The organism is Hominiventricola sp. (assembly GCF_057604405.1).
Genome location: NZ_DBLYVB010000020.1, coordinates 18,081 through 42,845, shown reverse-complemented (window position 1 = coordinate 42,845; position 24,765 = coordinate 18,081). Strand labels below are relative to the sequence as shown.

Annotated in this window: 13 protein-coding genes and 1 pseudogene; 1 reads left to right on the top strand and 13 read right to left on the bottom strand. The window is 44.0% G+C overall.

All coding sequences use genetic code 11. The features are described 5' to 3' along the window. The 9 genes from ACZMB2_RS11345 to ACZMB2_RS11305 all read right to left on the bottom strand — a co-directional run. The coding region (locus ACZMB2_RS11345; RefSeq protein ID WP_487596841.1) for a ParB N-terminal domain-containing protein at positions 1-1,019 on the bottom strand (1,019 nt) is incomplete at its 3' end. Positions 1,020-1,190: 171 nt separating this feature from the next. Beyond that, positions 1,191-1,598 (bottom strand): type II toxin-antitoxin system RelE family toxin, encoded by a 408-nt coding sequence (locus ACZMB2_RS11340; protein ID WP_487596840.1) that lies wholly within the window; start codon positions 1,596-1,598, stop codon positions 1,191-1,193. Beyond that, a complete protein-coding gene (locus tag ACZMB2_RS11335) occupies positions 1,595-5,515 on the bottom strand; it encodes an MrfA Zn-binding domain-containing protein (protein WP_487596839.1) in 3,921 nt (1,306 codons plus the stop codon). Before ACZMB2_RS11335 ends, ACZMB2_RS11340 begins: the two co-directional genes overlap by 4 nt. Continuing rightward, positions 5,494-7,920: a DEAD/DEAH box helicase gene (locus ACZMB2_RS11330; protein WP_487596838.1), complete on the bottom strand. Its 2,427-nt coding sequence runs from the start codon at positions 7,918-7,920 to the stop codon at positions 5,494-5,496. Before ACZMB2_RS11330 ends, ACZMB2_RS11335 begins: the two co-directional genes overlap by 22 nt. Positions 7,921-7,959: 39 nt before the next feature. After that, positions 7,960-8,853 (bottom strand): SMODS-associated NUDIX domain-containing protein, encoded by an 894-nt coding sequence (locus ACZMB2_RS11325; RefSeq protein WP_487596837.1) that lies wholly within the window; start codon positions 8,851-8,853, stop codon positions 7,960-7,962. A gap of 4 nt (positions 8,854-8,857) precedes the next feature. Next, on the bottom strand, positions 8,858-10,225 hold the full coding sequence (locus ACZMB2_RS11320) for a nucleotide-binding domain-containing protein (RefSeq protein ID WP_487596836.1): 1,368 nt from the start codon (positions 10,223-10,225) through the stop codon (positions 8,858-8,860). Between the two features lie 131 nt (positions 10,226-10,356). Beyond that, on the bottom strand, positions 10,357-14,991 hold the full coding sequence (locus ACZMB2_RS11315) for an Eco57I restriction-modification methylase domain-containing protein (RefSeq protein WP_487596835.1): 4,635 nt from the start codon (positions 14,989-14,991) through the stop codon (positions 10,357-10,359). After that, the gene (locus ACZMB2_RS11310; RefSeq protein ID WP_487596834.1) at positions 14,988-17,828 is read right to left on the bottom strand and encodes a DEAD/DEAH box helicase; all 2,841 of its coding nucleotides are present in this window, start codon (positions 17,826-17,828) and stop codon (positions 14,988-14,990) included. The genes ACZMB2_RS11315 and ACZMB2_RS11310 overlap by 4 nt, the downstream gene beginning before the upstream one ends. Before the next feature lie 18 nt (positions 17,829-17,846). Continuing rightward, positions 17,847-18,062: a helix-turn-helix domain-containing protein gene (locus tag ACZMB2_RS11305; RefSeq protein WP_118763037.1), complete on the bottom strand. Its 216-nt coding sequence runs from the start codon at positions 18,060-18,062 to the stop codon at positions 17,847-17,849. Positions 18,063-18,095: 33 nt separating this feature from the next. On the opposite strand from ACZMB2_RS11305, the pseudogene ACZMB2_RS11300 reads away from it, so the two are divergent. After that, positions 18,096-19,309, top strand: a pseudogene (locus ACZMB2_RS11300) (ATP-binding protein). A 55-nt stretch (positions 19,310-19,364) separates the two neighbouring features. Here the strand turns inward: ACZMB2_RS11300 and ACZMB2_RS11295 are convergent. The 4 genes from ACZMB2_RS11295 to ACZMB2_RS11280 form a co-directional block, all read right to left on the bottom strand. Next, positions 19,365-20,390 (bottom strand): molybdopterin-binding protein, encoded by a 1,026-nt coding sequence (locus tag ACZMB2_RS11295; protein ID WP_487596833.1) that lies wholly within the window; start codon positions 20,388-20,390, stop codon positions 19,365-19,367. A 289-nt stretch (positions 20,391-20,679) separates the two neighbouring features. Further along, the gene (locus ACZMB2_RS11290) at positions 20,680-22,146 is read right to left on the bottom strand and encodes a sodium-dependent transporter (protein WP_487596832.1); all 1,467 of its coding nucleotides are present in this window, start codon (positions 22,144-22,146) and stop codon (positions 20,680-20,682) included. Between the two features lie 110 nt (positions 22,147-22,256). Then, entirely contained in the window at positions 22,257-23,663 is a 1,407-nt protein-coding gene (locus ACZMB2_RS11285; RefSeq protein WP_487596831.1) for a serine hydrolase domain-containing protein, read from the bottom strand. Continuing rightward, positions 23,660-24,745, bottom strand: a complete 1,086-nt coding sequence (locus tag ACZMB2_RS11280; protein ID WP_487596830.1) for a mandelate racemase/muconate lactonizing enzyme family protein — start codon at positions 24,743-24,745, stop codon at positions 23,660-23,662. The genes ACZMB2_RS11285 and ACZMB2_RS11280 overlap by 4 nt, the downstream gene beginning before the upstream one ends. Between the last annotated feature and the right edge of the window lie 20 nt (positions 24,746-24,765).

Genomic DNA, 24,765 nt, shown 5'->3' with positions numbered 1-24,765 from the left:
AACTTTCCGTCATCCATCGTCTGCTTCAACTCCGGCACAAGGTCATTGAGCCAGATATACCGCTGTACGGTTTTCACGCTCATGCCGTTGCGTTGGCCCACGCTTTCAAGTGAGAGCTTTCCGGCCTCGGCGCTGTCGCCGCGCGCCCCCTGATGCTTGATGGCCTCATACTGCATTTTCAGGGACATAGCCTTTTCGCTGGGCAAAATCGTTTCGCGCTGACGGAGATTGTCATCCGTCATAGCGAGAATAGCCTCATCATCCGTCATATTGCGGACGATACAGGGCATATTGCGATACCCTGCAAGCTGGCTGGCCATCTGGCGGCGGTGGCCCGCGATGATCTCATAGCCGCCGCCCTCGCGGGGACGCACCAGCGCAGGCTGGTTGACGCCGCCGTTGCGGACGCTCTCCACCAGAGATTTCATTTCCGCATCGTCACGGACACCGAAAGGATGATCCTTGAACGGGTGCAGGTCGGAAAGGTCAAGATAGACGATTTCCTCTTTCTCGGCGCGGGTAGCGTCACGGGGCGTAGGCGGCACTTCCGGGGCCGGAGGTGCTGCCTTTTCCTCGGGGGCTGCATGGGTTTTGCCAGCCTTGGGCGGCTTGGTCTGCTCCGGGGCTGTCTTTTCCGTTTTGGGCGGACGGCCACGGCGGGGCTTTTCCGCTTTTACCTCTTTCTTGGCTCCCGGCTCGGTGGGAGCGGCTTTTTCAGCTTTTGCAGGGCGGCCCCGTTTGGGCTTGGGCTTCTCCGGCTCCGGCATGGGCTTTTCCCATTCCCGCTTGCTGTACTCGGTGACGGAAACGGACGGGGCTTCCGGCTCCTTGGGGATGTCTGGCGGAGCGTCCTTTTCCGGCGTGGAACGCACAGCGGAAAGGTCAATCACCTTTGCGGACGGAGCGGGGCCGCCGCCCACATCAGGGATCTCGACCTGCTCCATTTCCGGGGCCTTTCCCGACATTTCAGGCGGGGCCTGTTCCTCCGTGGTAGGGGGATGCTTGTTTTCTTCTGCCATGACACGAATAACCTCCTCAACAAGAATTTAGGCCACGCCGCACGGCTGGCCCATATCGGCACACAGAGAAAACGCTGTCTGCATACAAAAACACCGCCTATGTCCTATTAGGCGGTGCATTGTGTAAGGCTTGGCAGCTCATTTTCAGTTGTTTTTCTCTGTGTGCCCTTGTCAAGCGATGTTTGCAAGGGCAAATAGAGCAACTTTTTCAGGTGCAGATACCTGTTCTACTACAGTTTGAACATCAAACACCTGAATTGCACCTGTTTTAGGGTTGACTTCGCATCGTTTACGAGCAGCCCATTGATACGCTTCGTCATGGTGATCTACCCACAAAAGTAGATAGACTCCAGCTTCTTGCTGACGAACAACAATACCACGATAAGTATCATCAATACGAACAGAAAAAATTTTCTTATCTATTCCCGAATTGAGTTTCTCATAGTTAATGCCAGGAGACATCGGATTGTTTCGGAACTTATTTACGAACTCCGTTACTTTACCTTGTACTTGTCTCGGAAGACGAGCAAATGCTGTTAAAAAATCCGATGAGATTGCCACTTTAACATTATCTGTCATTGGTTATCACCTCCAAAATAGCTTGCGACATCCATATTCGTCGCATCCAGCAAATTCAGGATTCTCCATCCCAATTTTTCGAGTTTCTCCTTATCTTCAGCTTGTTCAGCAGTCATAAAACCAATTCGTCTATCAGGCCATGCAATTTCAACAGTAGCAACCACTTCTCCATCATCGCCTTCAACTTCGTAACCAATGTTATCTTCATCCGGGGCCGGTACGCCAGCGTCTTTTGCGATCTCGACAAATGCTTTTGCATCATCATCGAACAGAAGCTCCTTAATTGCATTCCAAGCATCATCAACCGCGGCTACAGGCGCAACGATATCAGAATCAGCATTTATTGCAACTGGCAGTGCGAGGTAATCCATGTGGCTCATGCCTACAGATGATACCGCTATAAACTCATCCGAGAATTGCATCAAGTTACAGAATCTCCAAAACCCATTCCACTCCTGCTCATATTTGTCTGTTCTCCGATCCTTTTCATCATTGAGAACAGCGCAAACAGCAACAGCACCCTTCGCTTTAAGTTCAGATGCAAGGATAGCAGAATAAATTGCCAGATGCGCATTAGAAGTTCTCGGAATCCAGATACCGAATATGGTTCCAGGAAACACGAAATCAGCATTAGTAAAGTGTGTCTGGTCATTTACAGCTTTTACAATTGTCTCCCAATTATTGAAAGCAAGATTGTTCTTCATCAAAGCAGGTTCCAACAAGGACAGAGAATATGCGTATGCTTGTCCTTTAAAAACGATCTCTGCATCAGGTAGTTTAAGATATTCCAGCAACAAATCGAAGGAAGATAACTTTGCCGGTTCAATGACATCTGCTTTTTGTTTCTTAATCATATTCTGATACATCGTCTTTCCAGAAGGCATTTTTTCTGCTTCAAGTGTTGTTGTATAGAAATCGCCCTGTGGTGCAAATACACTTTGAACATCCTTAAAGCTTAGTGACCAAATACGGAAATTGCCACTTCTGCGAATAGCTTCTCGCTTAATTGTATCATCAGAAACGATGTCTTTGTGATATAGAAAACCATCTGTAAATACGGCCACAGGCTTGTGATCTGGTGCGGAAACCGGCCAGAACACAAAATCCGGCTTACAAGATACTGAAACACTTGAGCCAACATCCAGCAGAACCTGAGGCTCGATTTCCCAAGCCAAGTCCTCTATCTTCACATAATAACTATGTTTGCCATTGCGGATTGTGTCACTTACATTGGCAGTACCGACCTTGGTGCGAATTGCTTCCATAAAGCGCTGTTCTAATTCGCTATCAAACAACGGATTGACAGGAATATCATTAATCTTATCAATCTTCTGAACATTATCTTTACCAGAAAGAATCGATTTCATAATTCTGATAGCCGTAGTCCTTGAAATGTTACCTATCTGCTGACTCTGGCGATAGGCGTATAAGCAATGGTAACATCCATCCTTCTGCGGGTCATCCTTGCAGGAGCAATTCTCCATTACATGAAGTGCCTTTTCAAAAATTTCAATCAGAGCGTTCTTTTCATGCATCAACTGTTTCAGATAACCCGTACCACCCGGAACAGAATCATAAATAACAAGATACTGCTTTCGATAATCTGCATCGGGAACAGGGACTTCACTGACAGTTGCCCTTAGATGATCAACATTACCGAAATACTCTTTCATACCTAACATAAATGCAGCCACAAACGATTCCATTTTTACAGAGGAAGAATCCATTGTAGTCGCTGGAACAAGAAGTCGGAGAATTTCTGTGCTGAACTCACGGTACAGGAACAGACATTCTTCATAAGCGTCAGCCTGCATTAAAGTGGGCATCTTTCTTGTCTTGCAGGCAAAGCTATGGTTGGCTTTTCCGTTTTCAGGTTGGATTTTGCCGCAATATTTACAGATTCTAAAGCCCTTGCGTACTTCTTCGACACCGGACACGGACAATTTTTCACCAGTCATGTCACTCTCACCAAAGTTAATTTCACGCAGAGTTGCTTTTCGAACGAACTCATATCCAAACGGAAAATCCTCGTTGTCCATACGATATGCGCTGGAAATATCATGATCCTCATCTACATCAACCAAGAGTTGCTTGCAATAGAAAATATTATTTCGATCATCGCTTTCATCGTTAATTAGGCTCTTAGTATAGTCCATGTTAGAATAGACCATTTGAACCTTCAGCATGGTTCTAACCTGTCCAGCATCAGCCCAGGCAGAACTGCCGCACTGAGGGCAAGCCGATGTATTCTTGCCCATTTCCTCAATCTGAGCATGAGAACAATTCGGACAAAGTCTCCATCTTGCGGCCTGAGCGGTTGTCAAATCAACCTGATCTATGGTCAGCTTACGACCGTCAACATAAAAGCTATTATTGGGAGCAAATTCGCTAATAGCGGAGGAAGCGCCGCGACTATATTCATAGACCATCTTCTCGTATTTTTTCTTCTGAGCTGGTGTTTCTTCATCCTCCTTACGATAGAGCACCGCTCGCAGAATAATACCAGCTTCTGGGAAAGCGTAATTCGGAAGCAATCCCTCGTCAGACAGGAAATTAAAGATATTTTTCTTGCCAATTTCTTGAAGAACCGTAAGCAACGCTGCTTCTTCACGCTTTAGTTCTTTGATTTCCTCATCATAGGAACTATCTTTAGGTTTATCTTCAAGATCACGAATCATCGCTTTTAGGGCATCAACGCTTGTTCTCAATGCATCCTGTTGTTTTTTCAAATCCCCGAATGCATCCAGAATTTTGACATACATAGGACTGTCATTAGCTGCTTTTCCTCTGGCAAACATTTGCAACTCTTCTCTTGCACTATCATCAAGGTACGCTGCAAACATCTGCATGAAAGAGTTTAACTGACGAGATAACGTGCTTTGTACATAATTCAAGAAGTTAAACGGGAACATATCATCCGGGCGGACATCCAATTTTTTCAGAACAATACCAACTTTATCAGGAATAGCGCCATCAGGAATTCCCTTTTTAACCCAAGAATCCATGCAGAAAGCTACAAACTGCCTTTCCAAAACAGCAGATGCTCGAAGGAATATTTTAGGTGGAGTGACCTCGCCGGCAATCATATCCAACGGATCAGAATAGAAATATAAATCGTGGGGTCTTGCATTCGCAACAGCCAAGGTCAGTGCATTACCATCCTTACGGCCTGCTCGACCTGCCCTCTGTAAGAATTGGCTCTGAGCTGGCGGCATACTACACAAAATGACAGTAGACAAGTCACCAATATCAATACCCATTTCCAAGGTCGGAGTACACGATAATACATTGGGGTCCCAAATCTCCTGAGTATCCTTACTGCGCTTAAAATCCATTTCGAGCTGCTCTCTATTGGGGCGCTCTAACAAACCCGTGTGTTCCCTTGCGTTAATACGAACCAAATCACCAGCACTGTAAAGACGGCCATAATAATTTATTTCGCCTGTCTCATATTCTTCGAGAAAACCGCCACAGGTAGTCCTTTGGCAAGGCGCACCAATCCAAAGCTCTGCATTTTCTGCTGCAACAGCATATACAGAACCACATTTATCACAACGCATCTGCATCACATCATCCGTGATAAAGACATGTTCCTTATTTAGTCCGTAGATCTTATAATTGACCGAAGAAGGAACCAGAGATATTACATTTTGCTTCACTGCTTCATCCAAAATAAATTTACTGATTGCCCGAAAAGTGCTGTCATCTACCAGCACTTCGTTACAGCAGGAAGCGATCCAGTCCACATACTTATTAGCAGAAGGTGAGTCAAACTCAAAAGATGAGCGACCATTGCCAATATGCTCAGCAATAAAGCGCGGTGTATTTCGACCCGACTGACGGCCGGGCAGCCAACGATTTCTGTCGTTTGACAACATATAACCATTGCCCTCACCTATGGTATATTCATCGAACACTTTATCCTCTCAAAGGCACCATTTTTGCGCATTAGATTCAAGTATCCGATAACCATGCGTTTGAACGAATCCGAGTTTTCAGCGGTCAGCACCCCAAGTTCGTTGATTGTCCTTTCCTGTACGGCATCAGCAATCCGAACAATATCTTCCGTAACAAAAGAAATAACAGAGCAATTAGACTTTTCAAGCGTTCGCCCAATGTTACCGGCAAGACCAAATTCAAGCATGATTTCGTATTTAATGCGTTGCTCTACTTCATATACCAAAATTTGTGCCTGCTTATCCTTGCCCAAGCTGCGCTTCTCAACCATATCTTCATAGGCTTGCTTCCAAGTCAGATTAGGAGCAATAAAGAAGCTTACAAACTGCTCATCGGTCATGCGCTCATGCCAATACTTAATAAAACCATTCTGAAAATCCGCAAGGTTTTTCCCAGAACCTATTTCAGTACAGTATTTTTGAATAGCAGTTCTAAGTCCAAAACGCCATGTCCTTGAGTTGAAAAATCCTGCTCTGTGCGCAGCATCCTGGACATTATCAGAGAATGCCAACGTCTTTTTATCATCATTAAACTTGGACGCAAACATTTGAGAAATGCTTGCGCTAATTTCTGTTGCGCTACGAAGACCCATCAACGACAGGCCACGACGACTGCCACAGCAGGGACAAACGTATTGCTTGTGATTCTTAGTGCCAGAAGTCCTGATTGGATTGGGAATCATAACATCAACCATTTCGGCACCGCAGTTGACGCACTCATCGGTTCCATCCTCACCAAGTTTTACTTGCAGACAATCGGGGCAAATTCTTGCAGGAATCATACCAAAAACACGTTCATCGTGAGAATGAGGAAACATCATCACGATTTTTTCGTCCGCACGGAAATATAGATTATAGAACAATTCCAGATTTGTCATGGTGGCATTGCTACGTTCATTGAGTACGGATACCCAACCTGTAATACCACAATCACGACAGTTTACAACAGGAAGATACTGCTTTGCCTGTTGTTTATTCAGATCGTGAACGATTTCATAAGTAATTTCATTTGGGTCTATTTTCGCAACTAAGCGACGAAGTTCCCTCATCCAAAGCTGAACCTGAACATTCAAAAAAGGACGTAGCTTTCCCACCTTTCCCGTTCTTGCGTGAGAAATCAAAGCAAAGAGGGAATTGATAACTACAGCTGCATCAGGCAGGGTTTTCAAGTCCGGGTAATGGGTCGTCAAATCTTCTGCTATTTTAGAAACCTGATAATATGTACCGCCGGTCAGATTGATAACCGATTGCATGAAACTGTGATGCATCAATTCGTATCCAAGCTGGATTCTGCCTTCATCGTCAAGGACATCAAAAGAAAAATTCGGGAGCCAATCTTTTACCGCGCTCTGCAAGTAGGCCGAAGGCTCATCTTCCTCAGACAATTTTTCCAGCTCTATCGCCTGCTCTACTGTTGGCAACGTAAATTCCGTCACTTCGGCTCCCGCAAAGAATTCTTGCGCACTCAAACGGTCTTCTGTGATAATTGCGTCCTTGTCAAACGGCTCACCAAAGATTTCTTCTGCGTAGTTCAGAATATTGCTATTGTTTTCCTTTGAGCCCATCGTTGCAGATGTACCGACGCAGCACAGGTATCCATCATAGATGCCCAAGCGCCGTTTCAAACGACGAAGCAAACAAGCCAAATCTGTGCCTTGTGCACCATCGAATGTATGCAGCTCATCGACTGCGATATATTTCAGAGTCTCAGGCTCATTATCCTGCCACAAGAGAGCATCTTTCGGACGCACCAGCAGATAGTCCAGCATTTTATAGTTGGTCATCAGAATATCCGGCGCGTTGTTCAGCATGGTTTCGTGGTCTGTAATAACGCCATGTTCACTCATAGTACGGGCGGGCGTATGCTCTTGTCCACCAACATACATCCCGACAGTCACATTTCCACGGAGTTCATCACTTCCATAGATCAGCTCCGCTATACGTTTCGCCTGATCCGTTGCCAAGGCATTCATCGGATAAATAATAAGTGCTTTTATTCCTCGCTCGCCACGGTGCTGATAGCAATACTCCAGAATTGGATAGAGGAAGCACTCGGTTTTACCAGAACCAGTACCCGTTGCAACTAACGTGGATCTACCATCATCTCCGGTCAGTCGCTCAAAAGCTTTTTGCTGATGCACATAAGGAAGATATGCAGGATGAATTGCTTCAAAACAAGTTGGCATTTCCGCTGCAACACGAAACGGAAGGCGCACAGCAACATAAGGTTCATGATAAACAGAGCCTTTATTCGCCAGCATTTTCTCTACGGAACCTTTGAACGGTTCGTTGGTCATCGGGAATGTGGTTTCTATGTAATCTCCGATGCCTTTCTGTAATTGTTTAGCGAGTATGGATGGTAACATACTGCAATCCTCCTTTGTACTATCTAAGAATTCCATGTGTTATACGGCAGTTCTATAGATCTTTCCATGTTCTGGAATATGAATCAACGCACCTTCATTTTCCTCTATTATCTTGGTAGAATGATCCGCAATGGTTTCACTAAGTTTACCTACATCAGTGTTGATACCTAATGCTTGGATTTCCGCAGATGTTGCAAAGATGTATTGATCGGATTGCTTCTGCATAAGCAATTCCAAATCTTTTTCTTGATCCTTGGTGGGTATCAACTCTACAATATCAGCAAGTAAAAGCTCGTATATTTGAAAATGCTTCCCATATTCAAGTTTGCTAATATGTCTGCCGCAAACTCTATAAGAAATCTCATTCCAATTTACTAAGGCAGTGTCAACCATTTCTTCTCTGAATTCTCGGCTCAAATCATGAAGCTGCTCTCTAGAGGCTCCATTGTCAAACCGTTTTACAAATTTTCTCAAATGTTGATTTGCCAGTCTAAGCCTATAATCATTTCTTGACGATTCATCAATCGAAATTTTGTCATCATCCATAACCTGATACAAGTTTTTAAGTTCGGTTTTCTCGTCTCCCAAAAGCTTGTAGACGCCTCCGACAGGCTGAAATTTTCCTGTTCCACGAGCGTTGCGCACCAAAAGGTATTTACCACCTATTTTAATTCTAAACAAATATGCAAATGAAATGCGCACCGGTGTATCTTTCTTAAGAAAACCACCACGAACCAACTTCCTTTGTGAAACCTTCCAGTCTGTTGTATCAAAAAGATCCTGGAATGATGCAAATAATGCAGGGAGCGAAAAGCCAAGTACAATACCGGCAATGCTACTTCCAACAGGCCAGTCCATGACCTCAAACAACACAATTATTCCCATCATAATAAGTGATAAGGAAAGTAATCCTACACTTTTTAAAATCTTCACAGCATTACACCTTTCCAATCGGGATGTCAACTTTATCTTTTGCAACACATACACCATTCTTAACTATGTAGCACTCGATATAATGCTTACCGAAAAAGTTGCTATGTTCCACTATAGAATTCCCTTTCTCATAGATTTCTCCACGGAGCATATTTCGTTTCTCCGCTTCAACACCTACATTTTTAACCTTCCAGAAAACCTTGTATGGCGGAGGGCAATTTGTGTATTCCATTGTGCAACGAATTTCAAAATTGTGTGGCAAATACCGCTTGAGGAGTGATAAGAATTCCCCAATCGGCTTCGGTCGCCAACCGTTCCCACTTACAATGCACGAGATTCTACACGAATACACTTGATTGACCGGGAACATCTCTTCAATAAATTGCTCGTTATCCACAAAAGAACATACCGACTTCTTGAAGGACTGCAATGTGTTATATTCGGACTTTGTTGCGTTTTCATTCCAGAACTCATGGTTGAAGAAGCCATACCATGCCTGAATAGCATCTGCCTGGGTGCAGTCTTCACTGAAAAGAATATCTAAGTCAGCAAGTTTGCTTTTTAGTCGATTCTTCCAGTTCGTCATTTTCTGTTTGTCACTCTGTCGCGGAGTTAAATCTCGCCCATTATCGACCGGTGCAACAACAGATGTACTTTCTTCAATTCGATTGACAATTTCTTTCATGGTGTAATAAAACAACTCGTCAATTCGATCGTAGGAGTCTTGCAGCGTTTCGTCGCATAAGACAGTTTGAAGCAATCCGCTCGGCATATTTTTCCAAGAAGATCTCGATTTACAAAACATCTTGGATAGACGAACAACTTTTCTCAATTTTCCATTTGAATTGTCGTTCTGGGTCTTAAACCAATCTGTCAATCCCCTTAGTTCTCTTGATGTCCATTCTGAACCTGCGTGTTCATAAATCCATTCTTCATTGACGGAATCATAAGAACGCCTATAAACAGCAAAGTCGATATGGTAGCCATCGGCATATTTCACTCGAACACAACTAGTCTTTACTTCAGGCTCTGCATTAAATTGTTTTGTTTTTCGACGAAGAGCATTTGCAACCATATTTCTTGTAGATTGAGTACCCTTATCGCCTAAATCCGACTTATCTAAAACAATGGCATCATCTATATCATAATCGGATTCTTCATTTTGAACGACCGTTGACATTGCCACACTACCTTGAACACAATCCTCAACTATTGAATATGAAGTTTTGTATTCAACGTTATATTCCTTCAAGCCATCCTTTAGACGCTGAAGATTTAAGTCTTTTTTATGATACAGACTGCTCTGCTCACTCTGTGGCAAAACAACATATGAACTGTAAAAAGTGTTGAACTTTGATGATAAATCGTACATTTTTCTCCTTTCCAGGCACATCGAATATCTGTATCTCATTCTCTGTTCTATACTCAGATGGCAGAGATGTCAAAATGCTTCATACCAATATATTTCAGACATTCCGCTCTTCTGAATAAAGTAACGGACGATTATTGAGTGTCTCCGTACTTCTCCTCAAAGAACTTCCATGCGGTTTCGTAGTCTTGTTCACGGTCACAGCGGTCAAAGGGGGCAACATACTCAATGGTGCGCTCCACAGGGCCGCCGGGCATGGTGTCGTCCATAATAGTGCGATAGAACTTCTTCCCGGCAGGTGCATCCTTCATGTTCAGCTCAAACTCTTTCCGGTCGAAACCAACCCCCACTAGGCTACGGTTGTTGGTAAAGGTAATTCGACCGTTGGCATCGTACCAAGTATCCGCTTCATAGCTTTGCAAAACTGGGAACTGAATGCGATAGATTGTTTTCAGCTGCTGTAATGTCATGCCCAGAGCCATTGCTGTCAGCACGTCAATTTCGACCAGCGCCTGACGACGCTCATAGTCGGTACGGAGGGGCGTGTCCCAAGTCCATTGTGGAGTAAGTTTTGCAAAGTGAGTATTATCAAGACGAGAATCTTGCTTCGCCCAAGAATCAAGTTGATATTTCTCATTCCAGCAGTTTTTCCACAAGGACGAGTAATGTTTTGTAAGGCAATTTAGCATTAAACTACGAAGTATAATCTTTTGATTGCCCTCAACCGGTAGTAGCGGGAGCAACATATTCACGCCATAGTTGATATGCGTTTTTCCTAGAACCTTGATGAAAAAGTCAAATGGCAAACTGTTTTCGGTAGCATTCAGGCACACCATCTGTTTCTCCTCTGGCATAACAATACCAAAAAGCGTATATATGAATGTACTTCCTTTTGGGAGAATACATGATACTAATGTGCGTTCAGACATTGTTCCTACAAACTCTCTATTTGTAAGCATATAGTATTCATTGCATTTATTCCCCCATGGCGTTGTTGGAAGTCTGTCGTAGTACTCTTCTTTTGAACAAAACCGCTGGTACTTTGCTCTAGGTAAATAATCATCATGAATTCCCGTTAGATCAACGGCATCATAGTCGCTATTAACTCGATAATTGCTACGAGCGGTTTGGAAAATAGGATTCGCTAAGCCACAGTAAGCGCCAACAAACAATGCCGAGGAAGCACTGCTCGGAAACTGCACATCAGCAATCAATGTACCGTCATTTTGAGCATTTGTTTCATTCCAGCAGGTAGTAGAATATACATTATGTTCGTATGTGGCAAGGGTCTTCTTACAGTTTGAAAATTGACACAAAACTTCCATCTGTTCCCTAACATGAAGTGAGGGAAGTTTCGATTTTTTCCAGTCGTTGCTTCCATCAAAAACTTTTGCAAAAATCTGCAACTCTTTCTTTGTAACATGAACAATTCTACTCGGGTGTCCTATAATGTTCCAATTTCCTTTATCATCCTTTATTCCGGGAATCGGATTTGATTGCTCTCCCTCGTAACACTCTACGATGCTCTTAGCATCGTAGAGATTACTGATGGTGTCGAAAGACACCATCAGTGGACCACCCTTCGGGTCGTCATAGACGCCCTCAGGGTGAACAAATGCGTTTACACTACATTCGTTACTATACATCCAAGATTGTGGAAGAAAACACTTGTATAGATTAGCTTTCATTCCTACTAGTTCAGGATAATTTTGTAACGCATTTAAGAAGTTTTGACACCCAGATATGGATTCATATTCAGAAAAATAAGTTTCACGAGTCACTTCATTGGATAGTACTTCAATGCGTTTATCAGTTGTATTTGCCGCTGTCATTTTTTTCACAGCAAAGATCGGGTGATGGTCTGATAGGACTCCTTGCTCATTCCATTCAACTCTTATCCAAGGCGGATTACCAATAATCAGGTCAAACCCGCCACGCTCTGAAAACAAGTCTGCAAATTCAAGCTCCCAATGCATAAACTTGTTCTGTTCCGCAATTCTTGCAGCCAGATCCAGTCTCGGATTTTCCTTACGCAGACGAGGAATATCTACAATGGTATCCGTACCGTAAGTGTCGATAATATCCATTGCCATCTGTTCCATTTTCGTCGGGAACAGAGAAAGCTGACCACCCTTAACAGAATCGGTAACATTTACAGATGCCATAGTTCCTTCAAGAATCAAGGACATATCAAACAAGAACTCACTTCTGGTAGGAAGCAGATCCGCTTTGTCAATCGGCCAGAACCACAGCGCACACCAATAGTCCATCGCAAACTTCAGTCGGGCATAGGGACCGGCATTTCTCATGTGTTCGCTCTTATAGAGTTCACTGAAGATCTTGTCCTTCTGGCGAATCGTAGTATGCGAATCCTCTGCATCATCGGTATAGCCAAAGACAGAGAGGGAGTCCTGTGTTTTAGTGCCCACTTCCTTGCGCAGTTGAATTTGCGCCTCCCAAAGCTCATCGATTACCGCAGAGAGTCGCAGCAGAGTAAGAACCTCATCGTCAGTGACAGGACTGGTAAACTTCTTGTTCCAGTCTTTCATCTCCTTGATGTTTGCAGGCTCCAACTGCTTGATTACTTTATCGGAATAGCTGCACATTCCCGGATCACCAAGTAGGAAATGATAAACCTGCTTTTTCGGCATACGTTTTGTTCCCAACGGTACCCGATCAGGCTCCATCTCATACCAACGCACCCCCTTAGAGGTGGATTGTGTATTTTCAATGCGATACACCTGCCGCCTTGCACCGATCAGGGAATTTCCGTTCACCAGCTGCGTGCCAAACCAGGGCACAAAGCCACCCTCATAAATGGTGTTCAGCCACAGGGAAACCTCTGCCAGCTCAACAGCCACAGGGTTCAGGTCAATGCCATAAACATTGCGGTCGGCAATGAACATCTTGACCTTCTGTAATTCATTAAATCTCTTTTCATAGCTGATGATCTCGCCGGTTTCTTTCTCCTTGCGGGAGATATAGGCTTCTGCCAGCTGATTGATCGCTTCGTTCAAGAACGCTGCACTACCCATAGCAGGCTCGCAAATGGTCAGCTTGAGAATTTCGTCCGCAGTTTTTCCTTCAAGAAGCTCCTTCAGGGCATACTTAACCAGACACTTGGTCAAAACCTCTGGTGTATAGTAAGATGCAGATTTCTCTCGCTCTCTACCTGCCAGACGATAAATGAAAGTGCCTTTTTCATACATACGGAGCTTGCCCGCTTTTTCACCAGATTCATAACGGACACGCTCATCTTCGGTATATTGGTCAAGCTCAGATTCAGATACAAAGTATCCAACATCCAGTTCGTTAAAGCTGTCACCGGCTCTCTTTACTTCATAGAGGTCATGTTCGGCAATAAATCCTCGATAGGAAAGAAGCGCCTCGTACACTGCGCCCATCTGGTTGATGCCCAGATTTGCATAGGAAATACGGCCACGGCGACCATTTTTTCTGCCCGTAGCCCTTGTCAAGCTCATAAGGTCGATGATACGCAGCATACAGCTGTTTCTCAGCTTGGCCGCAGTAATCATCTTGGTATATTCCGGATCGAAGATATGTGCCTTCAGCGGAGCAATCAGGAACATATCGTGCAGGCTATCGGAACCTGTCGCTTGTTTCAGCTCATCCTCCGTTTTCGGATAGCCTTCATAAATCAGCTCATAGAGTTTTGCCAAAGTTTCATGCAGGTAATAGCCATCACCAACTTCATTTGCATCATCACGGATGTTATCCGCAATATCTCGCAAACTTTCCAGAGAATATCCGGAGTAATAGCTCTGTGCTTTAATCGGTGCATAGCCAAGTTCCGGCCTGGACTCAATAAAAAGCACAAACAGCATACGATACATATAGCGCAGACACTCTAAAGTCAACTGTCCGGCATCTACAGGGTTTGCATCAAGATCACGACCAAGGCGTGCCTTCATATCGTAAAGGACTTCGTTACCGAGCAACTCAATACTTTCACGAAGGGCGTACTTCAAGTCTTGCGATACGCCGGAAGCATTCTTCTGGCTCTGTTCATCCAACTCATCCAAAAGAACTTTTCCATCATCAGGGCAAAGAGAATCCTTATGAAGCAGGACAGACATTGCCTGCAAAGTCGTGTTTTCCAGTCGAGAAAAAATCTCCTCAAGTTCAAACTGAAGATAGCGCTTTTCGTTCCACTTGTTGCGGTCGATAAGAGCGATCTGATTCATGCCAATCAGCATAATAAAACGAGGGGGTTCAGCTGTGCCAAAGAGAATTTTTGTAACCAAGTCCTCGTTTGCCATCTCGCCCAAAATGCCCTTGTAAAGTGTACCGGCAGCATCGTCGTCCACATCGTCGGCATTGAACACAAAGCTCTCCATAATGCCCGCATCCGATTCTTTAGATGCTGATAACAATACCCACAGCAATGGTGCGCCATTGCTCTTTGTCATTTCAAGATAAACCGGAACCGACAGAGAATCGTCCACTGCCACAACTTCTGGCTTTGCTTCCGGATAGCCCAACGATTTCAGATAACTACCTGCAAGCGCCTTGATATTTGCAAGCACCTGTAAGTTAACAGAAGAACGGACAAATTTATCATGTGCTGTATAATACTGTCGGGCGTTCTGACGCAGAAGCGACCAGGGAGTTTTGATTTCTTCGGACTCTCTTGCAGCTGCATTCCAATCACTGATAGTAGCACTCGTGTTTTCTTCAAACACAGTGGAAAAATAATGGTTGGTATAGTATTCGTTTTTATTGGTGATACCTGTTAAATCTATGCTCATTGCGATACCCCCATCAGCACAGATACAACTCTGATGTACGGGTTGTTCTGTATTGTCAAAGTTTCTTTCACCCAGCTCATAAACTGATCAAAGAGTTCATCTACCCGGCGCTCCTGCTCTTTCAACTTTCGCTCATGCTCAAACAGGGTCAGCTGGTAGTATTCTTTATGCTTCTCTTGAAGCTCAATCAGCTTATCAACTTCTTCATCCAGCAACGGACTCATTTCCGTCTGGTACCTCTTGTAATGTTCGTCCAAATGCATTTTTGCTTGGGAAACTACATCACGCAGCAAAGAACTTGCGGCAGAAATTTCATCTTCACCTATGCAATTCGTATTCGGAATCCGGGAATTACTCAATCCTGTTTTCTGTACCACTTCATTCATAGATAGCACCTTAACGAATTTGCCATCTTGGTACAGCAAGCCAAACCATTCATCAACCAAAGGAGTTGACTTCAGATTCGGCATACTGCCGGTTACAACATAAATGCTTTCGCCAGCCTTTAACGCTCCAGAAACCCCAAGGACAGGAGCTTCATCTCTCTTAAACAGCAAACTTGCTTTGTCATTAACCCAACTAAGAACGGGGTGGAGTTTCCACAAATACTGAGTAGTCGGCCATGCAGCCTCATCCATATTTTTCTGCATACTGCTTCTCATCTGTTCCATGCAGAAGGCTTTATCATCAGAAACACGGAGAGTTTCTCCCTGCGGAAGTGCTTCTTCTGGGACAAGCGCTTTCAAACGTCGCTCCATATCTGGAGTCAGTCTTATATCCAAACCGGAAACTGTTTTCAGTCTTTCAACCGGATGATTCTCTGTCTGATTTAGATATGTGAGTGCCTGATACAAATAATCTATATCCGAGAACAAGGTTTCGTCTGAAACAATCTCAGATTTTTTCTCGTCCTCATCTTCCTCTTTACCAGCTGCGGCCATCAACGCTTCAAATGGATCAAAATCATCTTCACCAGCATCCAATGTTTGTTCAAAGACATCTGAATCCGAACCGGATTCGATGGTTTCAGCTACAACAAGCTCTTCATCTTCGATGGTAAACTTACCGAGCAACAGAGAAGGATCGCCTATATTTTTCAGAGCCTGCTCCTCTTTAGTAATCAAGATTTCGATGATGCGCATATCGCCCTTGATACGTTTGTTATCACTTTCAATGAGCATATAGCGAATATCAGGGCGCTTCTGTTGGCCATATCTGTCGATTCTACCATTTCTTTGTTGGAACACCATCAAAGACCAAGGAATGTCGAAATGAATCAACCGATGACTCAAGTAGTGAAGATTCAAGCCTTCAGATGCAACATCAGATGCAACCAAAACACGAACCGAAGATTCCGTTCGGCCAAAATCCTCAACAATGCGTTGCTGTTCAGCGTCGCTCATCCCACCGGAAATCTCCTGAATGGCGTTTGCCTTCAGTCCAAGATCTTGGCGAAGTCTTTCGGCAAGATACTTCATGGTTTCGATACGCTCAGTAAAGATAACAATACGGTCACCGCTATCTGCTGGATTCCAAGCGTATTCTTTACTTTTGAGGAGATCAAGGAGTTTCTGATAGCGTGTAAAATCTGCCGGAGTAATTGCCTCCAGCGCAGTTTTCAGGTTTTCAAGCAGGTGAATATCTTTGATGTCATCTGCAGTATATTTTTTATATAGTTTCTTCAAGCGCGCTTCGATACTCTTGATACAAGCTGCCGGACTGGAGAACAAAGATTTTTCCAAGCTGGTCTTAAACAGCTGACCTGTACCTTTGGTTTTACCCAGATCCATCTCCAGTTGCATTTCAGTAAAAATATCAAAAGCGTATTCTTCCTTTGCAGATGCATCGCAACGCTCAAGTGTGATTTTTCTTTCTAAGAACGAACCACTGACTTGATCTTTGACATCTTTCTTAAAACGACGAATGCAAAGTCCTTTAATATCTTCTGGGGTATAGTTTTGTGGGTCTGCAATCGCGGTTGGGTCGAGCATATTCATCAAGGATGCAAAGCTCTTTGCTCTACCGTCATGAGGAGTTGCTGACAGCATTATCATTGTGTCGCTACGATCTGCAAGCAGCTTTGCAAGACGAGAACGCTGCGCCTGATGATCTCCACGTTCTGCAACGTTCTGAGCTTCATCGATTACAATAATGTCCCAATATGCATTTTCCAGATGAGTGCGGTATTCAACATCTCTCTTTAGAGTGTCGATGGATACAATCGTCTTATCATAATAGAAAAACGGATTATAATTCGATGGTAAGTTGGCACGAATTTTTTGAATCCGGTTAGAATCAAGGCGCACCAAAGGAATGGTGAAGCGGTTCCACATTTCTTTCTGAAACTGCGTCATCATACTCTTAACGGTAACAACCAGTATTCTTTTACCTTTGCCACGAGCAATTAGCTCGGACATCAAAATGCCTGCCTCCAAAGTTTTACCGAGACCTACGGTGTCCGCAATAAGAATTCTCTGTCTCGGGCGTTGCAGGGCAAGCTTTGCGGGATCAAGCTGATATGGCATCAAGTCCATCGCCGCTTTATGGCCAATATGTAAATTGGCATCAGTAGGAATTTGCTGACGCCATTGACTTTCTAAATATAATAGTGCTCGCTTGTAGAACGGTGAAGCATCCGCAACTAATTTAACTTCCGCAGGATCAACGATTTGAATTTTTTCCAAATCCGTAAAGAAAATCGCTTCTCTATCCTTAACCAACGGAGAAACACCAACGCAGTATAAAGTCTTGTTTCCAAGATTATTCGTTTCAATTTTTTTGACCATCCATTCCTCGTCACGAATGATGGTTCTCATGCCAGGCGCAAAATCTATCATCACGTTTTCTCCTTTGGTTTACTGCTTTTTATCATCTCGGTAAAACTCCAGAACATCATTTGGAGTGCATTCTAATGCAAGACAAACTCTTTCTACCATTTCAACGGAAACAGGTTCTCCGCGCCCCATTTTTCCAATGGTACTTGCGCTGACTCCGGCAAGCTCGCACAGCTCTTTCTTCTTCATTTTCTTGTCTATCAACAGCTTGAACAACTTGTTATATGATACTGCCATCGCCTCTGCCTCCTGCTTAAAAACAACCTTCCCATGGGTATAATTTCTCTATTTTCAAGTATAGCACTCATCAACTTCCAAGTAAACAAAAAATCGTGCGTTCAAAACAGTTTTCACTTTTCTGCAATCAGTTTCTACAATATCAGCAATATCAGTGAAAAAATTGTCTCGGAAAAGACTTTGATCATTTTTGATAAAATACAGGACTGTCCTAAAGTAATTAATTCTCTGAAATACTTTTGTGAAAATGCTCCGCAATACCACATTGCCTGCGCCGGGTCTTTATTGGGTATCGCTCTGGCAAAACCATCTTCTTTCCCTGTTGGCAAAGTCAATTTTATGCAGATTGATCCCATGACTTTCATGGAATTTCTGATTGCCAATGGTGATGAAAATCTTGTTAAATATCTTGACAGCATAAATACAATTGAACCAATTCCAGATGCATTTTTTAATCCGCTCTATGAGAAATTAAAAATGTACTACATTACCGGTGGAATGCCGGAGTCTGTATTAATGTGGACCGAGGCCCGGGATGTTTCTGCCATGCAGGATGCCTTATCCGGAATCATCAATGCCTATGAAAGAGATTTTGCGAAACATCCGGATACACATGAATTTCCAAAGATCTCCATGATCTGGAAATCCATTCCTTCTCAGCTCGCAAAAGAAAACAAAAAATTTCTTTATAAAGTTGTCAAAGAAGGAGCCAGAGCCCGGGAATACGAGGATGCTTTACAATGGTTAGTAGATGCCGATTAGTCCATAAAGTCTATCGAAGCAGTGCTCCGCGTCTTCCTATTGCTGCTTATGATGATTTATCTGCCTTTAAATTATATTTAGTCGATGTTGGATTACTTCGTCGCCTGGCACAGCTGGCTCCCACCGCTTTCGGCGATGGAAACCGCCTTTTCACCGAATTCAAAGGAGCATTAACAGAAAATTACGTTCTTCAGACTTTAACTACACAGTTTGAAGTCGCACCTCGCTACTGGAGCAATTTTCTTATTCAACGCGAAAATGATATTTTCCCAATTGAAGTAAAATCCGAGAATAATACAACCAGCAGAAGCCTGAAAAAATTTAAAGAATTATTTCCGGATCAGATCAAACTTCGTGTCCGCTTCTCACTGGATAACCTCAAACTGGACGATGATCTCCTGAACATTCCTTTATTTATGGCTGATTACACAGATCAACTGATTGGATTTGCCCTGGAGCAGAAAAAGACCTCCATTTCGCTTTAATTAAACTTTTGACGTGGGTCTATATGAAAATAGTCCCACGCCAGTTCCTGTTTTTCTATATTCCCTTTCCAAACCCACAATTCGGGTAATGGCAGGGCTTACATCCCAGGCAGAAGCCTCCATTTCCCATATGGGCCAGTTCTTTCTTTGTGATCTCTACGCCTGCCGCAATGCGGGGCAGGACCAGATCGAAGATTGTGGCTTTGGCATACATGACACAACCGGGCAAGCCAAGAACAGGTGTTCCATCTTCAAAATAAGCCAGCAGGAACATAGCTCCAGGAAGTACCGGTGCACCGTAGGATACGATTCTTGCACCGGTATTTTTAATAGCACCCGGTGTCCGGTCATCCGGATCCACGCTCATGCCGCCGGTGCAGAGAATGAGATCGGCACCTTCTTCCTTCAGTTTCAGAATCGCATCGGTAATGCGCTCCATATTGTCGTCGCAAAGAACATATCCGCAGACTTCGATGCCGTAAGCTGCCAGTTTTTCGATAATGACTGGTGTAAAGGTATCTTTGATTCTTCCATAATAAACTTCATTTCCGGTGGTAACGATGCCCGCTTTCATTGGTTTAAAGGGAGTCAGGGAAACCAGCGGTTTTTCACCTGCTGCCTCTTTGACCCGTTCCATTTTCTCTTTTGCAATGACCAGAGGAATGACGCGGGTACCAAGAAGACGGTCTCCTTTTTTCACTGCTGTATTGGTATGCCGGGTGGCAATCATCACCTCGTCAATCTCATTGATCGTATCCAGCCTCGGCACATCCACCCGAAACAGACCATCGCAGTCTGCCACCAGTTCGATCTTTCCTTCTTTTACATCCGTTGGATGCATATGCTCATTGATACAGACATTTTTCAGGATCTCCGCTGCCTCATTTTCATGGAGAGTGTTTTCATCCTTCTCCCATACATAGAGGTGATCCTTTCCGAGGGACAGCAGAACCGGAATATCCTCCTCTGACACAATATGTCCTTTCCGGAATGCTGTGTCCTTTACCACATCCTTCACAATTCTTGTAATATCATGGCAGAGCACATGACCTACCGCATCCGTTGTATTAATACATTTCATGATTATTTCCTCCGAACGTTCTTCTTATATTAGTGTATCACAGAGCAAGAAAAAAAGGCTACCCTCTTTTCGTAGAAGGGTGGCCTTTGAAATATTTCTGTTACTGTTTATAACAACCAGCCGGATAAAAGTGACCGTCTGTGAAAGGAACGTCCGCAGTCCCGGTACTTCACGAGAACGAGCGTTCAGCGATGTTTGAGTGTTAGTACCGCTGGATCGAGGACTTAGCGCGATCGGTTCCGCTCACAGACGGTCACTTGCGGCCGGTTGGTTTCCAATGAACTACAATTTACAATTTCTTAGCCGGTTTTTTCAGTGCACACCAGCAGATAAATCCAAGGAATACGATTGCCGCAGCCATCCAGCATACCAGCGTTACAGTTCCCTGACCGCTGAATTTGTCATAGTAACCTTTCAGGTAGATAAATGCGATCAGTGCCGGGATTCCCCAAGCCACATAGGCTTTTAATCCTGTCGGGAATTTCAGTCCGTCTCCGGAATTAGCCTCCTTAATGAATGCATCCCAGCCCCAGCCGTTTCTTCTGGTACAGAAGAGAAGATAACCCAGGCTTCCCAGCGGCAGCAGGTTATTGGATACAATGAAGTCCTCCAGATCCATAATCGTGCTTCCTTCACCAAGGGGTTGAAAGAAGGACAGTACATTAAATCCAAGAACTGCCGGCATGGACAGGATCATCACCAGGACTGCACTCACCAGAACGCTCTTCTTTCTGGTCCATCCGAACAGGTCCATATCAAATGCAATAATATTTTCAAATACCGCAATAATCGTGGACAGTGCTGCAAAGGTCAGGAACAGGAAAAACAGTGCACTCCATAAAAATCCTCCCGGCATCTGTGCGAAAATGTTTGGCAATGTAATAAATACAAGACTCGGACCTGCGCCCGGCTCAATTCCGTAAGCGAAGCATGCCGGAATAATGATAAATCCTGCGGTCAATGCCACAAAGGTATCCAGAATCGTAATATTAATGGCCTCACCGGTCACACTTCTGGAATGATCCAGATAGCTTCCGAAGATCATCATGGCACCAATACCAAGAGACAAAGTAAAAAATGCCTGACTCATAGCACCGAACACTACATTTCCGATACCGGTCTCTACCATCTTTTCAAAATCCGGAACCAGATAAAAATGGACTCCGGCTCCAGCGCCTTCTAAAAATACGGAATGGATGGCAAGTACCACCATCACAACCAGAAGCGCCGTCATCATAATTTTCGATACTTTCTCCACTCCTGCCTGCAGGCCAAAAATACAGACTGCAAAACCGATGATGCAGATCAGAACCGTCCAGAAAATCATGGTCGGATAATCTACCAGCATATTGCTGAAAGCCTGTGTAATCACTTCCGGTGAGGTACCTGCAAAATCACCCCGCAGACTCTTGAAGCAGTAATACATCATCCAGCCGCCAACCATTGTATAGAACATCATGAGCAGGTAACAGCCAAAAATGCCAATATATTTCATGTTGTGCCATGAAGTGCCCTCCGGTTCAATCTGATCAAATGCCAGTGCTACACTTCGTTTGCTTCCACGTCCGATAGTGAACTCACAGACCATGGCCGGAATGCCCATAATAAGCAGGAAAATCAGGTAAATCAGAATAAATGCTGCTCCACCATAAGCTCCGCACATATATGGGAATTTCCATACGTTCCCGATTCCAATCGCACATCCTGCTGATACCAGGATGAATCCCAGACGGGAACTGAATTTTTCTCGTTTCATTTCTTACCCCTCCGTATATATCATAACAATTAATCATTATAATTTGCTCTTATTCTCATTGCAAGCATATATTAAAAAAAGCCGCATATTTATGCGACTTTTTTTAGCAATTAATTCATTTCTTTTGGGAAAATACGGCTTCCATAGTGAGCAGCATACACATGACCTTCTTCATCCCGAATTGCAGTAAGATAAATGTCAGAATATTTCTTCCGAACCATTCCCTGCCATGGGTAAACAGCCTGAAGATCTGTCGGATTTCCGTTAACTTTCATGGACAATGTTCCGTTTTCCTCTGTAAGCTCAAAGGTATCACCTTCTCCAGATACATAACGTCCTGCAAGTTCTTCCACTTCCTGTCTGCTCCAGCTGCGTATATTATGATTCTGACGTACTTCCTGTACATCCAGACCACAATATGCTCTTAATGCTGCATCGGCAATTGCTGCCACAGAGACATCCATTGTGTTGCAAAGTACTACGATTCCAACTTCTTCCTGCGGACAGAAAGAGAAGTTGGAAGATACCCCAGGAAGACTTCCGCCATGCTCATAAACAGCACGGTCTTCCAGCTGTTTCGTTTCCAGTCCATAACCATAATAGACTCCTGGCTTCATAAACTGACGTGGTTTTCCCATTTCCTGAATGGAATAACGATCCACAATCTGGTTCCCATTTTCGGCAGTTCCTTCATTGAGATACATAACAGCATATTTCAGCATATCTCCCATCGTAGACTTCATACCACCACCGCCATGAAGGACAAACGCATCATTCTGGTAATCTCTGTCAGCTCTCCATTCACCATTTTCAAAGGAATATAAGGTGGCGGCATTGTCATCCAGTGTATTGCGGATGAAACTGATATTACTGCGGTCCATACCAAGCGGTTTCAAAATTTTCTTATCGAGATATTCTGCAAAAGAGCCGTATCCGGAATGACGGCGTACAATATCGGAAAGGAGACCAAAACCGTCATTGCAGTAACTCAGACGCTGTCCTGGACGTCCGGTAAAACGAGTCTGTTCATCAAGGCGTTCAGCCACTCTGCGGACACCTTCCTCCGCAAAGTCTTCACGATAAATCAACTCATCTTCCAAAGAATCTTCAATTCCCATTTCCTGTGCAGTTTTGTTAATGACAATACGCGGAAGAGGGAAAAATCCTCCGCTATGACACATCAGATGCCAGAGTTTTACTGGCTCTTTCAGGTTTTTATTCGTAAATTCCGGAACATATTTGGATACCGGATCATCTACCGACAAAAGTCCGTCTTTCTGCATCTGCATAATAGCCAATGCCGTAAAAGATTTTGTAACAGACGCCATTCCGAAAATCGTATCACGCGTAATCGGTAATTGATTTTCTTCATCCCGGTAACCAAAGTAGTTTTCATACTGAATCTGTCCATCAGAATCAACAATTCCAACTGCAATACCTCGAGCCTGGCCATCCTTCATGACCTGAGCAATCAGCTCTTCTAATTGTTTTCTGCCTTCCTCTGTCATGCGGTTCATGAGAGCATCTCCTTTTTCAGACCTTTAATACCAAGTCCCGGATCATCAGAAAGAATCAGATGTCTGGTATCTTTTACTGTCAGACCGCCTTCATATGGAAGTTCTTTCAAAGAGAAGGTTGCATCCAGATCTGCACGTGTAATATTTTTTAATGCAGCACCTAAAGATGCAGCCGCTGTAATACCAATTCCACTTTCCTCTGCCATGCATCCTAACATAACTTCTACACCTGCAGCTTCTGCAATAGCAGTAATCTTCTTGGCTTCATAAAGACCGCCGCATTTCATAAGCTTGATGTTAATCAGATCTACAGCACGATGAGAAACCAGATGAAGTGCATCCTTGGAGTCCCAGCAGCTTTCATCTGCCATGATCGGTACAGAACTGTTTGCGGTAACGTATTTCAGTCCCTCAAAATCAAAACGTGGAACCGGCTGCTCAACTAGTTCAATATCATATTCATTCAGACGGCTGATCAGTTCAACGGCCTCTTTTGCCTTCCATCCCTGATTGGCATCAAGACGAATCTTCGCTTTGTCTCCTACTGCTTCACGGATTGCGCGTACTCTCGCAAGATCCGTTGCAAAATCAACGCCGACCTTCGTTTTAATTACATTGAACCCTGCTTCTACGTGTTCTCTTGCACGCTGTGCCATAACCTCCGGATCATCAATTCCAACAGTCATATCAGTCTCGATTTCATTGGAAAGTCCGCCAAGAACCTTATAAAGCGGAAGACCTGTTTTCTTTCCCAGAATATCATGACAAGCAAGATCAATTGCTGCCTTGGCACTGCCGTCATAAGCAACCGCACGGTTCATTACAGTCCAGATAGCTTCCATATCACAAGGATCCATGCCGATCAGCTTCTCTTTAAGCCGTTCAATGGTTGCAACCGTTCCTTCCAGATTTTCACCGGTAATCAGCGGTCCCGGTGAGCCCTCCCCATAACCTGTAATTCCTTCATCGGTCTCGATCTCAACCAGGCAGCTGACTGCATGAGTAATCAGACCAAGTGCGATACGGAATGGCCGTACAAGCGGAACCTGCATTTTGTAGGTTCTAATCTCTGTAATTTTCATGATATTTCCCCCTCCCCAGG

Bases quoted from the DNA above. Each gene is read 5' to 3' on its own strand.
- ACZMB2_RS11340 (WP_487596840.1), bottom strand. From the start codon at position 1,598: ATGACAGATAATGTTAAAGTGGCAATCTCATCGGATTTTTTAACAGCA.
- ACZMB2_RS11330 (WP_487596838.1), bottom strand. From the start codon at position 7,920: ATGTTACCATCCATACTCGCTAAACAATTACAGAAAGGCATCGGAGAT.
- ACZMB2_RS11320 (WP_487596836.1), bottom strand. From the start codon at position 10,225: ATGTACGATTTATCATCAAAGTTCAACACTTTTTACAGTTCATATGTT.
- ACZMB2_RS11315 (WP_487596835.1), bottom strand. From the start codon at position 14,991: ATGAGCATAGATTTAACAGGTATCACCAATAAAAACGAATACTATACC.
- ACZMB2_RS11310 (WP_487596834.1), bottom strand. From the start codon at position 17,828: ATGATAGATTTTGCGCCTGGCATGAGAACCATCATTCGTGACGAGGAA.
- ACZMB2_RS11305 (WP_118763037.1), bottom strand. From the start codon at position 18,062: ATGGCAGTATCATATAACAAGTTGTTCAAGCTGTTGATAGACAAGAAA.
- ACZMB2_RS11295 (WP_487596833.1), bottom strand. From the start codon at position 20,390: ATGAAATGTATTAATACAACGGATGCGGTAGGTCATGTGCTCTGCCAT.
- ACZMB2_RS11290 (WP_487596832.1), bottom strand. From the start codon at position 22,146: ATGAAACGAGAAAAATTCAGTTCCCGTCTGGGATTCATCCTGGTATCA.
- ACZMB2_RS11285 (WP_487596831.1), bottom strand. From the start codon at position 23,663: ATGAACCGCATGACAGAGGAAGGCAGAAAACAATTAGAAGAGCTGATT.
- ACZMB2_RS11280 (WP_487596830.1), bottom strand. From the start codon at position 24,745: ATGAAAATTACAGAGATTAGAACCTACAAAATGCAGGTTCCGCTTGTA.